A 13140-nucleotide genomic window follows, 5' to 3' on the forward strand; every position below is an offset into this window, starting at 1 on the left:
TGCTGCGCTCAGTTCGGCAGCGCAGGCTCCCCGGCCTCGGACTTCGTCCTCGCCGCCGCCCGCGCCAGCACGCGCGCCAGTTCGGTCAGCGAATAGGGCTTCTTCAATATCTCGAAGTCGTGCCGGTCCTGCTCGGCCAGCACGCTGCTATACCCGCTGGTCAGCACGACCGGCAGGCCGGGGTGACGGCTTCGGATCTCGCGCTCCAGCTCGATTCCCGACATGCCCGGCATGACGACATCCGAGAAGACGAGATCGAAGCCAGCGTCCTTTCGCCCGAGCTCGACCAGCGCGCTGGCCGCGTCGGCGGCCAGGATGGTGCGATGGCCCAGCTCGCCCAGCGCCTGCAGCGCGAAGGAGCCGACCTCGTCATTGTCCTCCACCACCAGGATGCGGGCGCCGGGCGCCAGCGGAACGAAGTCGGTGTCGGACGACGATCCGTCCGCCGGACCCGCTTCGGTCGCCCTGGGCAGATACAGGGTGAAGCTCGAGCCCTGCCCCGGCACGCTGTCGACCAGCACGTCGCCGCTCGACTGTTTGGCGAAGCCGAAGACCTGGCTGAGGCCCAGACCCGTGCCGTGTCCCACCCCCTTGGTCGTGTAGAACGGCTCGAAGATGCGATCGACCTGATCGGCGGGGATGCCCGATCCAGTGTCGGTGATCGCGACGGCGACGAAGCTGCCGGGTACGAACGGATGGGAGCGCACCGCCGGAATGCCGTCCACTTCCGCGATCCCGATGGTCAGCACGCCCTCGCCGTTCATCGCGTCACGCGCGTTGACCGCCATGTTGACGAGCGCGGTGTCGAACTGGCTGCGATCCGCCCGCACCGGAAAGGCCCCGTGCGGCGTCTCGACCGCGATCCGGATGCGCGAGCCGGTCAGCGTCCCCAGCATCTCGCGGATGTTGCCGATGCTGTCGGCCACGTCGAACACCTCGGCGTTCAACGCCTGCCGCCGTGCGAATGCCAGCAGCTGGCTGGTCAGCTTGGTCGCCCGGTCAGCGGTATCGGAGATCGCCGCGATATATTTCGCGCGCCGTTCCTCGGTGATGTTGGGACGCTGCAGCAGGTCGACCGACCCGCGAATGACGGTCAGCAGATTGTTGAAATCATGCGCGACGCCGCCGGTCAGCTGGCCCACCGCCTCGATCTTCTGCGATTGGCGCAGCTGCTCCTCGGCCGCCATCAGCTCGGCGGTGCGGTCCAGCACCCGCTGTTCCAGCGTGTCGCTCAGCGCGCGCAGCGCCGCGGTCGCGCGATCGCGCTCCTCCTCCACCGACCGGCGTTCCTCGACGTCCAGCAGGACACCCGGAAAACTCAGCGGCGTGCCGTCCGGACCGTGATCGACCCGCCCGTTCGCCTCGATCCAGTAATAGCGGCCATCCGCGCGGCGCACGCGATACTGGTGCGCATAGGCGCCGCCACGCAGGATCACCTCATCGATCGCGGCCGCCAGCCCCGCCTGATCGTCGGGATGCACCGTCGCGACCACCTGGGCGAGACTCAGCCCGTCGCGACCGAGCGCGGGATCGATGCCGAACGCCCGCGCGAACCCCTCGTCGACCGTGAAGCGATCGGTCGGCAGATCCCAATGCCACGTTCCGACGATCGCACCCGCCGCCAGCGCCAGCTGGACGCGCTGGATATTCTCGCGCGCCAGCGCCTCGCTCGCGCGCAACGCCGTCTCCGCCAGCTTGCGCGCATTCACGTCGCGAAACAGCACCGACACCTGTCGACGGCTCGGCGGCTCAACCCGGCTTGCCGACACTTCGATAAAGCGCCCCGCCGTCTCGAAAAACCGCTCGAACCGCAGCGTCTCCCCCGTCCGCAGCACCTGCCCGTACAGCTCGACCCACCCGTCCGCCTCGGCGGGAGCGAGTTGGCGCACCGTCTGCCCGACGATGTCGGCGATCCCGGTATGCCGTTCATAGCCTGGATTGGCCTCGACATGGACATAGTCGCTCGACGGCCCGTGCGGCCCGTCGAAGAATTCGATGATGCAGAAACCGTCGTCGATCGCCTCGAACAGCGCGCGGAAGCGGGCTTCGCTCTCGACCAGCTCGCCGCGGGTCTGCGCCAGTTCGTCGGCCTGACGGCGCTGATCGGTTTCGTTGCGCGCGATCTTCAGGAAGCCGCGCGAGGCGGCCGGTTCGCTCGTCAGCATCGGATGCGTGCTGCCGTTCATGAACACCCGCGTCCCGTCGCCGCGCACGTGCCATCGCACGTCGGGCGCGCAGCCTTCGGCGATCGCGCGACGGATCTCCGCCGCCGGAACGCCCGCGGCGCGATCTTCGGGCATGAACAGCTCGTCGAACGAACAGCCCACCGCATCGGCCTCGGACCGCCCGAACGCGGCTTCGGCGCCCGCGGACCAGCTGGTGATCCGATGCCCCTCGTCGATCGTCAGGATGGCATAGTCGCGCGCGCTGTCGACGATCAGGCGAAGGCGCTCCTCGCTCGCCCGTGCCGCCTCGATCTCCCGGTCGCGCGCCACCAGCGCGCGCCGCAGCTCCAGCTGCGCCATCGCCTGATGCGCGAGGACGCGGATCGTCTCCTGCTGGACATCGCTCAGCACGCGCGGCCGATGATCGAGGACGCAGAGCGTCCCGATCGGCAGGCCATTGTCGGTCTTCAGCACCGCGCCGGCATAGAAGCGCATCCCCGCCTCGCCGGTGACGAGCGGGTTGCACGCAAAGCGCGGATCCTGCGTCGCGTCGGGGATGAGCAGGAACTCTTCCTCCAAAATCGCCTTGGCGCAGAACGAGCTTTCGAGCGGCGTCTCGCGGACGCCCAGCCCGACCTCGGCCTTGAAGAACTGCCGTCCATCGCCGATCAGGTTCACGACGCCGATCGGCGCATCGCACAGCCGCGCGGCGAGCGCGGCGATCTCGTCGAACGACGCCTCGCGCGGCGTGTCCATCACCCCGTAATCCGCCAGCGCTTCCAGCCGCCTGGCTTCGTAGTCGTTGATCTCGCCCATAACGGTCTTTGACGGCCATTCGCGGCCGAACGCAATGCGCCAGGCCGATATCTTGCGATGCCGACGAAAAGGACTCGGCATTCGACTTGCGGCGAGAATGGCGCCTTTCCGTGTGCGTGCTAACGGTTCGTTCAGGCGCGTGCGCTACACCTGATCCGAGCATGTAGTGGCGTCGAGGGTGGCCGGTGTATCACGTAACCATCGAACCCGAGCATCGGCTGATGCGGATCGAGGTACACGGCTTCTGGCCCACCGATGCGATCCCATCCTATCTCGCCGAGCTGCGTCGCCAGACCGACGCCCTGCAGGTCGCGTGCGGCGGGTGCCGCCGGATCCTCGTCGACATGTCCGACTATCCGATCCAGTCGCAGGCCGTGGCCGAAGCGCACGCCAACATCATCGCGCACGGCAAGACGGCGATGAAGGCGTTCACCGCAGTGGTGATGACCAGCGCGCTGTCCCGGCTGCAGGCGAAGCGGATGGCCCAACTGGCCGGGCATGAGTTGTTCGACGACGAAGCCAGCGCCCGGGCGTGGCTGCTCGCCCAGCCGCTCGACTGAAGGCGGGACGGCGCGCCCGCGTCAGCGCGCCCCCGCCCGCAACGGCCCGTGGAAATCCGCCTCGACGATCGCGAGGCGCCAGCCCGGCGGGACCGTATCGGCGCCGGTGTCGCCCGACTGGCGCGCCGTCGCCAGTTCGACGATCTTGCCGAACGCATCCTTGTCGGCGACCGGCCCGGTCTGCTCGATGCGCAGTATGCGGCCCGTCGCGACCGGGAAGGCGACATTGGCATAGCCCAGCTGCCGCTCGGTCTCGCCGCGCCATATCTCCCGCCCGTCGAGCACGAAGCGCAACGGATAGCTGCGCGAGCGCCAGCCGACGAGCTTGAGTTCGATCTCGTTCAACGTCACCGGTCGGTCGAAGCGATATTCGATCCACGCGGTCTCGCGTTTCCCGTCGCTCGACCAGCGCGACAGTTCGTTGTCGTCGATGGACTTGACGGCTTCAGCCGCGTTCGAGCCTGCGATGACCGAGACGGGGACGACGGTGCTGCGGGTCGGTACGTCGGAACGACCGGCCGGCGTGGCTCCACGCGTTAGCAGGCCGGGCTGCGCGTTCTCGGCGAAATCGGTGCCGAGACCGCCGGTCAGCGGCTTCGCGGCGCCCACCGGCAGGGTGATGGTCGCGGATTTCAGCCCTGACGCGGTCGCGGTCAGGCGGACGGTGCCGCCGGTCGTGCCGGCGCGCAGCAGCACGCGGTTGACGCCGTTCTCGACCGGCAGGCGCTTCGACAGGATCATATTGTCCTCGTTCCGCGCGGTGCCGGCGGTCGGCGTGGTGCCGGGAATGACCTCGCCCTGCACCGCCTCTGCCGCACGCGGCTTGCCCGAAGTGTCGCCCTGCGCGATCCCGCCGCGCCACTCGGCGGGACCATCGAGTGTGAAGCTGACCATGTCGTTGGCGACGGGCACGCGGCGCCCCTTCGCATCGACGACCTCGACATCGACCAGCGCGATGTCGGCACCGTCGCCGACGAAGCCGCGCGGGCCGGTGCGGGGCGTGAGGCGCAGCACGGCGGGGGCGCCGACCGTCTCGACGCTATACTGTGAGGTTCGTCCGCCGGCATGGGTGGCCACGGCGCGCAGCGTGCCGGCCTGCCATGCCACGCCCGGCCATGTGTAGAGGAAGCCGAGCGTGCGCTTGCCGAGCCCAAGCGACCGACCGTTCAGAAACAGCTCCACCGCCTGGCCGTTCGACACGACGTGAACGTCCTTCACAGTGCCGGCCGCGTAGTTCCAATGGCCGATGATGTGGCTGGCGGGCGTCTCCGGCACGACCCAGCCGTTCCACATTACCTTGTGCGCGAAATAACCCTCCTTGGGCAGGCGCACCGCGTCGACCTCACCCGACCGGCGATAATTGTTGTCGCCGCGATAGTGGGTATTCGAATCCGACCAGATGATGTTGACCCCGCCCGAACTGACCCTCCGGCCGGTGCCGGGGCGGACGCGGTAATAGTCCCACCAGGTCGCGACATCCTGGATCGCGGCGCTGTCCTGGTTGCGGTTGTAGGCGGGGGAATCCTTGTGGAACGGCGCGGTGAAGTCGTCCTGATAGGCGCGCGCGCCTTCGTCGCGGTTATACTCCATCGCCCACATCGGGTGCTTCGCGCTCTTGTTGATGTAGAGCATCTCGCCGCCATACTCGGCCGTCGTGCTGTCGAGCATCTCGCGCGATCCGATCGCGCGGCCGCCGTGCGGATCGAAGCGATCGCGGATCGCCTTCAGCTCGGCCATGTGCGATTCGCTGATGCTTTCGTTGCCGCCTTCGTAGAACAGGATCGACGGGTTGTTGCGGTTGTAGACGATCGCGTCGCGCATCAGCTCCTTGCGCTGGTCCCAGCGGCGACCTTCGACGTCATGCTCGGCGTCGCCGGCCGGCATCGCCTGCGGCAGGCCGACGCGGTCGGCGCTCTCGACGTCCTGCTTCGACGGGGTGATGTGCATCCAGCGGACCAGGTTGCCGCCACTCTCCACCATCATCGCGTTGGAGAAATCGCTGATCCACGGCGGGATCGACACGCCGACCGCCGGCCATTCGTTCGACATGCGCTGCGCATAGCCATGCACCTGCATCACCCGACCGTTCAGGCGGATGACGCCGTCGCCGAACGCGGTCTGGCGGAAGCCGGTGAGCGTGTCGACGGCGTCCACCGCGCGGCCGCCGTCCGACAGGATCGTCGTCACGCGGTAGAGATAGCCGTAACCCCAGCTCCAGAAATTGAGGCCGGCCACGCGCCCCTGCGCCGACAATACGCGCGTCTCGCCCGGCGCCAGCGTCGCGCGGCCGCCCTCCAGCGTCGCGACCAGTTTGCCCGCGCGGTCACGGACTTCGGCGCGATAGGCGAGGGTGCGCGGCGCCGTGCCGTCGTTGCGAACCTCGCTCTGCGCATGCACCGTCGCGGTACGTCGCGCGATGTCGAAGCCGTCCGCCCAGACATATTGGCCGGTCGTGCCGAGGTTCGAATAGAGCGGCAGCGTCTGGTAGGCGGTGCCGCCCGTCAGATGCAGGCGGACGTTCTTCGTGATGCCACCGTAGTTCACGTTGAAATTGCGGTCGTTCCACTGGAAGCTGCTGCCGGTCGCGCGCTCCTTGTAGCGCCAGTCGCTGTCGACGCGCACCGCGACGATATTCTCGCCGCTACGCAACGCCGCGGTGATATCCGCGCCGAACGCCATCGCGCCATGCTCCGACAGTGCGACGGAGCGGCCGTTGACCCACACTTCGGCGGCCTGGCGTACGCCCTCGAACTCCAGCAACGCCTTGCCGGTCGCGCCGGCGGGCAGGGTGAAGCGCTTGCGATACCAGGTGATGCCGGTCGACAGATCCTTGATGTCGCGCGCGAACGCCTCGCGCTCGTTGAAGGCGTTGGGCAGCGTCACCTTGATCCAGCCGGCGTCGGCGAAGCCGGGCTGCTCGGCGCCGGGCTGGTCGCCCGTCTTCGACACCCAGTCACGGTTGAGGTCGAACGTGCGGCGATCGGATCGCACCACGTTCGACGCGTCGTGCGCCGTCGCCGGGACGACGGGTGCGAGCGTCGCCACCGCACAGGTCGCCAGAAGGAAATGCCGCATGTCAGATCGTCTCCGGTGTCGGGGTAATGGCGCGCGCATGCGCGATGCCGCGTTCGAGGCCGCGCAACTCCGCGAGCCCGCGCATCCGGCCGAGCAGCGCATAGCCGGGGTTGGTACGACGGGTCAGGTCGTCGAGGATCGCATGGCCGTGATCGGGCCGCATCGGGATCGAGCGTCCTTCCCGCAACGACAGCGTGTGGACGGCATCGACCAGCGTCGCCATGCCGGCATCGCCCTCCAGATGCGCCGCCTCGTGGAAGGTGCGATAGCCCTCATGCTCGACCGAGCGCAGGTGGAGGAAGCCGATACGGCTGCCGAAGCGCTCGACGATGCCGGGCAGGTCGTTGTCGGGCGATGCGCCGAGCGAGCCCGAGCAGAAACACAGGCCGTTGGCGGGCGTCGGCACCGCGTCGAACAGCGCGGCCAGATCGGCCTCGGTCCCGACCACGCGGGGCAGGCCGAACAGCGCGAAGGGCGGATCGTCGGGATGCACGACCAGCCGGATGCCGACTTCGTCCGCGGTCGGGCACACCGCCTCCAGAAACCTGACATGATTCGCGCGCAGCCGGTCGGCATCAATGCCGTCGTAGGTGGCGAGCGCTTCGGCGAACTGTCGACACGTGAAGCTTTCCTCGCTCCCCGGCAGGCCGGCGATGATCGTGCGCTCCAGACGCTGATGCTCCTTTTCCGACATGGCGGCGAAGCGGTGCGCGGCGGCGTCGCGCACTTCTGGCGTATAGTCGTCTTCGGCCCCCGCGCGGCGCAGGATGTGCAGGTCGAACACCGCGACCGCCTCCCATTCGAAGCGCAGCGCGCGCGCATCGTCGGGCAGGCGCCAGTCGAGATCGGTGCGCGTCCAGTCGAGCAGCGGCATGAAATTATAGGTGACGGTGGCGACGCCGTTCGCCGCCAGATTGCGCAGACTCTCGCGATACGCGTCGAACAGCGCGGGCGCCTCCGCCCCGCCGGTCTTGATCTCTTCATGCACCGGCAGGCTTTCGACCACCGTCCAGCCGAGGCCCGCCGCGGCGACCGTCGCCTTGCGCGCCGCGATCGCGTCGTGCGTCCAGATCGCGCCGTTCGGCACCTCGTGCAGCGCGGTGACGACCTCGCTCGCCCCCGACTGGCGGATATCGGACAGCGTGACCGGATCGGCCGGGCCGAACCACCGCATAGTCTGGGTCATCATCGCGGCGGCAGTCGTCGAATTCATTGGCGTTCCAGATCGTAAGGCTAACTGGCCTGTCCAGATAGCGTCATTGCAGGATGCTGGAAAGCGACTTGTCAGGCCAGCTCCTCACACGCTGGCTTGCCGGTCGACCAGCACTGGCCGATAAGACACCATGAGCGTCGAACCCCGCAAACTCTATCAGCGCATCGCCGAGACGCTGGCCAGCCGCATCGCCGACGGTCGCTATCCCATCGGCACGCGCTTGCCGGGCGAACGCGATCTGGCGAGCGAGTTCGCGGTCAGCCGCCCGACGATCCGCGAGGCGATGATCGCGCTGGAGATGCGTGGGCTGGTAGAGGCGCGGCAGAAATCGGGCATCTATGTGCTCGACGCCGGCGCGGGCACCACGATCGGCGACATGGACGTCGGCGCGTTCGAACTGATCGAAGCACGTACCGCTATTGAGGGCGAAGCCGCCGCGCTGGCCGCGGTGGCGATCGACGGGGACGCACTGGCGCAGCTCCGCGGGCTGCTCGACGACATGGCGGCCCGGCGGGAACAGCCGAGCAAGGTCGATATCGACCGGGCGTTCCACCTGCTGATCGCGACCGCGACCGGCAACAGTCTGATCCACGCGATGGTGCGCTCGCTCTGGGACATTCGCGAGACGTCGCCGATGTGCCGGCACATGTTCGCGCAGGCGCGCCGCACCGGCGTCGCCCCGCGCGTCGACGAACATCGCGCGATCGTCGATGCGCTGGCGGCACGCGACAGCCAGGGCGCACGCGCCGCGATGCGCACGCACCTCAATCGCGTGACCGACGACCTGCTGGAGGCAACCCGCCTCGAATTGATCCAGCAGGCCGAGGCCGACTTCGACATCCAGCGCAGCCAGGTCGTCGCGCGCTCGCGCAGCTAGACGGCGGCGGCCCGTCAGCATCTGGCCTGTCCAAACTATACCCAACCGACGTAAGCCGATATCCATGCCGTCCGCGTTCGGATAAGGCCGCGCGCGACATCAACCGGGGGATATCATGAGCGACACCGCGACGGCATGGGATGCCGATCTGGTCTGCCGGTGGCTGGAAAGCCGGGTTAAGGCGGCAAGGTTCGAACAGGCGGCGGCGGATCGGCGCGGCTATGAGGCGCAGGACGATTTCGACAAGGCCGCCGCCGAAGAATGGGTCTGTCGGACATTGCTCGCCACCGGACGCACCGATGACCAGGCAGCCTTCGCCGGTCAGCTCAAGGCATTGCTCGCGCAAGACGAATATCAGATCACCGGCATTTACGGCGACCAGCGCTTCGAACGGAACGTCCGCGCCACCCTCAGGAAAATCGCCAGGATGACCAAGACGAACGAGGGGTTCGCGAACAGACTGCGATACCAGGGCTAATGCGCCGCCACGTCGGACGGCGGTCGTCCACCGTTGCACTGGCCGCCGATAGCTGCTGAAAACGCCCTGCGAACGTCTGCTGAAGGGGCGATTTCGTTCGCAAGAAAGGGGGTCTGAAATGCGCTGTCGTGCACCGCTCGTCGCCATCCTGCTCGGCCTGGCGCCCGCCATCGCGACCGCACAGACGGCGCCGCCCGCTGCCGCGCCGCTGACGCTGACGCTGGAGCGCATCTTCGGCAAGGACGCGATCCGCGCCGAACAGGTGAAGGGCGGCGAGTGGACGCGCGACGGCGCGGCCTATCTGGCGATCGAGGATGCGAAGGGCGATGGCGGGACCGATCTGGTCCGCTACGACATCGCCACCAACGCGCGCACCATCGTCGTGCCGGCGACCCTGCTGAAGCCCAAGGGCGCCGACAAGCCGATCGCCATCGAAAGCTACGCTTTCTCGCCCGATCAACGGAAGCTGCTGATCCTCACCAACGGCCAGCCGTTCCGCCGTACGCACGCGCTCGGCGACTATTGGCTGCTCGATCTCGATCGCAAGACGCTGCGCAAGGTCGGCGGCGATGCGCCGCCCGCGAGCCTGATGTACGCCGCCTTCTCGCCGGACGGTTCGCGCATCGCCTATGTCCGCGGCAACAACCTCTATGTCGAGGCGACCGAGGGTGGCCAGCCGCGCCAGATGACGACCGACGGCAATGCGCTGATCGTCAACGGGCTGGGCGACTGGGTGTACGAAGAGGAATTCTACCTCACCAAGGCGTGGAGCTGGAGCCCGGACTCGCGCCGCGTCGCCTTCTGGCGATTTGACACGTCGAGCGTCGGCACCTTCAACCTTATCACCAACACCGATGGCCAGTACTCTCGCGTCATCCCGCTTCAATATCCGAAGGTCGGCACCGCCAATTCGGCGGTGAAGGTCGGCACGATCGACGTCGCGACCGGCGCCACGACCTGGGTGAAGGTCGAGGGCGATCCGCGGCAAAGCTACATCCCGCAGATGAGTTGGGCGCCGGACTCACGCACGCTGCTTTTTCAGCATAGCAACCGCCTCCAGAATACGTATCGCGTCATGTCGGCGAACGTCGCCGACGGCACCACGACGACGCTCTTTGCCGAACGCGACGCCGCCTGGGTGGAGGCGAACCCGGACCCGACGTGGCTCGATGCCGGACGGCGCTTCACCTGGATCAGCGAGCGCGACGGCTGGCGGCACCTCTATGTCGCGACCGCCGATGGCCGCCATCTCGATCTGCGCACCCCCGGCAATTTCGACGTGGTGGACATATTGCAGGTCGATGCGAAGAGCGGCTGGGTCTGGTTCACCGCCGCGCCCGACGATCCCACCCACCGCTATCTCTACCGCGCCACGCTGACCGGCGCGCGCAAGGTGGAACGCGTGACGCCGGCGGGGCAATCGGGCACGCACAACTACGACATCGCGCCGGGGGGCCGCTTCGCCCGGCACACCGTCTCCACCTTCGATACCGCGCCGATGACAGAGATGATCGATCTCACCAGCCAGCGGTCATTGCGCGTGCTCGCGCGCAACGAAGCCATGAACGCGGCGCTGCGCCAGCAGGGGCTGAGCCCCACCGAGTTCCTGCGGCTCGACATCGGGGGCGGCACCGTCCTCGACGCGCGGCTGACCAAACCAAAGGGCTTCGACCCGACCAAGCGCTATCCGATCCTGTTCGAGGTCTATGGCGAGCCGTGGGGCCAGACCGTCGCCGACCGCTTCGGCGGCCGCAACACGTTGTGGCATCGCATGCTCGCCGAGCGTGGCTATCTGATCGCCAGCATCGATCCGCGCGGCACCGCGTCGCCGCGCGGGCGCGCCTGGCGCAAGAGCATCTACGGCAAGGTCGGCATCCTCGCCTCCGCCGATCTCGCCGCGGGCGTGCGCCGGATGCTGGCCGACCGGCCCTATATCGACGCCGATCGCGTCGGCATTTGGGGCTGGAGCGGCGGCGGATCGATGACGCTCAACGCGCTGTTCCGCTATCCCGATCTCTACAAGACCGGGATCGCCGTCGCCGCCGTGTCCGACCAAAAGCTCTACGACACCATCTATCAGGAACGATACATGGGCCTGCCCGACGGCAACGCCGCCGGATACCGCGACGGCTCGCCGATCAATTTCGCGCAGAACCTGAAGGGCAATCTGCTCATCGTCCACGGCACCGGCGACGACAACGTCCACTACCAGAACCTCGAACAACTGATCGACAAACTGGTCGCCGAGAACAAGCCGTTCCAGATGATGGCCTATCCCGATCGCTCGCACGGCATCTACGAAAAGCCAGGCACCAGCCTGCACCTCTTCTCGCTGATGACGCGCTATCTGGAGGAGAAGCTGCCGGGCGGGGGGCGGTAGCCGAGCCACCGTTTCGCGCCAGGCCGACCAGCCGCAACAGGAAGCGGCGATTGGCAATGATGGTCCGCCACACACGAGAGCGCCTCCACATCCGCGCCGATCTCGCGCTGCCCGGTCTTCCCGCCCGCGACCTTCGGTCGACAGAGGGGTTGGCTCGCTATGCGTAATCATTCTACACTCTGAACAAACGTCCCGCTTGATGGGACGAAGGGGAGAAGATGATGCTCGGCTTGAGAACGAGGGTGGCCATGACGGTCGCCGCAGCGACGATCGCCGTGGCGATGACACCGGTAATTGCGCGGGTCGTGGCGATGAATCAGCCGGCGCTGGCGGTAACCGCCGAGCGGATCGCGGCGCTGCCCGCGAAGGACCGCGCGGTGTGGACCGCCTATCTCGCCCGCTCGCAGGCGCAGATGCGGGCCGACAAAGCGGCGCTCGCCGCCGAACGCACGCCCGGCCTGCCCATTCCACCACAACCCGCCACCGGGAACGGCGAACTTACGATGCCGCTGACCCGCGAACCGGCCTGGTATGCCGGCGCCGAGGCGCGCCATGTCGCGGACGTCATCCTGAGTTTCCAGACCCCCGCCGGCGGCTGGGGCAAGAACCAGCCGCGCGACGGCGCGGTGCGTCAACCGGGTCAGCTCTACATCTCGAACAACTCGAACATGGCCGCCAGGCCCGGCGACTTCGACGCGCCGGGGGCATGGCACTATGTCGGGACGATCGACAATGATGCGACGATCACCGAGATCCGGTTCCTCGCCCGCGTCGCTGCATCGGCGCCCGGTGTGGCGGGCGAGCGCTATCGCGCCGGCGCGGTCCGCGGGCTGCGCTATCTGCTCGCGGCGCAATATCCCAATGGCGGCTGGCCGCAGGTCTGGCCGCTCGAGGGCGGCTATCACGACGCGATCACGCTGAACGATAATGCGATGGCGCAGGTGCTCGGGCTGATGACCGATGCCGGCGCCGGCCGCGGCGATTTCGCCGCCCTGCCCGCCGACGTGCGGCGCGCGGCATCCGCCGCCGCGGCGCGCGGGATCGACTGCATCCTGCGCATGCAGATCACCGCCGGCGGACGCCTGACGGGATGGGGACAGCAGCACGATCCGCTGACGTTGCGCATAACCTCGGCGCGCAACTACGAACCCGCCGCGCTAGCGGCTCCGGAAAGCGCGGCAGTGCTGCGTTACCTGATGGGTCTGCCGCACCGCACGCCAGCGATCGCACGCGCGGTCGATGCGGGCATCGCCTGGCTAACGGCAAGTGCGATCCACAACACGGCGTGGCGCGATGCCGGTGACGGACTGGGCCGGCGCTTGATCCCCGATTCGGCGGCGCCGTTGCTGTGGGCGCGCTTCTACACGGTCGACACCAACACACCGGTTTTCGGCGACCGCGACAAGACGATCCATGACGACGTCATGGAGCTGAGCACCGGGCGGCGGCGCGGCTATGCCTGGTTCGGCACCGGACCGCAGGCGGCGCTGACCGATTTCGCGGCGTGGCGGCGGCGAAAACCGGAGTGATGCCCACATCAAGCGATAGCTTCCTATCGACAAGTTTGTGTCACTAA

Annotated in this window: 8 protein-coding genes; 5 read left to right on the plus strand and 3 right to left on the minus strand. The window is 67.8% G+C overall.

The features are described 5' to 3' along the window. Window positions 1-8: 8 nt before the first annotated feature. The gene (locus ACX40P_RS13040) at window positions 9-2981 is read right to left on the minus strand and encodes a PAS domain S-box protein (protein WP_459126788.1); all 2973 of its coding nucleotides are present in this window, start codon (window positions 2979-2981) and stop codon (window positions 9-11) included. A 221-nt stretch (window positions 2982-3202) separates the two neighbouring features. Between ACX40P_RS13040 and ACX40P_RS13045 the strand changes: the two genes are divergently transcribed. Next, entirely contained in the window at window positions 3203-3541 is a 339-nt protein-coding gene (locus ACX40P_RS13045) for a hypothetical protein (protein ID WP_459126789.1), read from the plus strand. A gap of 21 nt (window positions 3542-3562) precedes the next feature. Here ACX40P_RS13045 and ACX40P_RS13050 read toward each other — a convergent pair whose 3' ends face one another. Both ACX40P_RS13050 and uxuA read right to left on the minus strand, forming a co-directional pair. Further along, complete coding sequence (locus ACX40P_RS13050) at window positions 3563-6616, minus strand: glycoside hydrolase family 2 protein (protein WP_459126790.1); 3054 nt, start codon at window positions 6614-6616, stop codon at window positions 3563-3565. A 1-nt stretch (window position 6617) separates the two neighbouring features. Continuing rightward, window positions 6618-7829 carry a mannonate dehydratase gene (uxuA, locus tag ACX40P_RS13055; RefSeq protein ID WP_459126791.1) on the minus strand — a complete coding sequence of 404 codons (1212 nt, stop codon included), beginning with the start codon at window positions 7827-7829 and terminating at the stop codon, window positions 6618-6620. 130 nt (window positions 7830-7959) lie between these two features. Between uxuA and ACX40P_RS13060 the strand changes: the two genes are divergently transcribed. From ACX40P_RS13060 to pelA, 4 genes are all read left to right on the plus strand, one after another. Then, window positions 7960-8706 (plus strand): FadR/GntR family transcriptional regulator, encoded by a 747-nt coding sequence (locus ACX40P_RS13060; RefSeq protein WP_459126792.1) that lies wholly within the window; start codon window positions 7960-7962, stop codon window positions 8704-8706. Window positions 8707-8821: 115 nt separating this feature from the next. Next, window positions 8822-9184 (plus strand): hypothetical protein, encoded by a 363-nt coding sequence (locus ACX40P_RS13065; RefSeq protein ID WP_459126793.1) that lies wholly within the window; start codon window positions 8822-8824, stop codon window positions 9182-9184. A 118-nt stretch (window positions 9185-9302) separates the two neighbouring features. Continuing rightward, window positions 9303-11564 carry a S9 family peptidase gene (locus tag ACX40P_RS13070; protein ID WP_459126794.1) on the plus strand — a complete coding sequence of 754 codons (2262 nt, stop codon included), beginning with the start codon at window positions 9303-9305 and terminating at the stop codon, window positions 11562-11564. A 248-nt stretch (window positions 11565-11812) separates the two neighbouring features. Then, window positions 11813-13093, plus strand: a complete 1281-nt coding sequence (pelA, locus tag ACX40P_RS13075) for a pectate lyase (protein WP_459126795.1) — start codon at window positions 11813-11815, stop codon at window positions 13091-13093. The last annotated feature ends 47 nt before the right edge of the window (window positions 13094-13140 follow it).

The organism is Sphingomonas sp. RS2018 (assembly GCF_054489605.1).

Coding starts and splice junctions, on each gene's coding strand:
- ACX40P_RS13040 (WP_459126788.1), bottom strand. CDS start 2,981: ATGGGCGAGATCAACGACTACGAAGCCAGGCGGCTGGAAGCGCTGGCG.
- ACX40P_RS13045 (WP_459126789.1), top strand. CDS start 3,203: ATGCGGATCGAGGTACACGGCTTCTGGCCCACCGATGCGATCCCATCC.
- ACX40P_RS13050 (WP_459126790.1), bottom strand. CDS start 6,616: ATGCGGCATTTCCTTCTGGCGACCTGTGCGGTGGCGACGCTCGCACCC.
- uxuA (WP_459126791.1), bottom strand. CDS start 7,829: ATGAATTCGACGACTGCCGCCGCGATGATGACCCAGACTATGCGGTGG.
- ACX40P_RS13060 (WP_459126792.1), top strand. CDS start 7,960: ATGAGCGTCGAACCCCGCAAACTCTATCAGCGCATCGCCGAGACGCTG.
- ACX40P_RS13065 (WP_459126793.1), top strand. CDS start 8,822: ATGAGCGACACCGCGACGGCATGGGATGCCGATCTGGTCTGCCGGTGG.
- ACX40P_RS13070 (WP_459126794.1), top strand. CDS start 9,303: ATGCGCTGTCGTGCACCGCTCGTCGCCATCCTGCTCGGCCTGGCGCCC.
- pelA (WP_459126795.1), top strand. CDS start 11,813: ATGACGGTCGCCGCAGCGACGATCGCCGTGGCGATGACACCGGTAATT.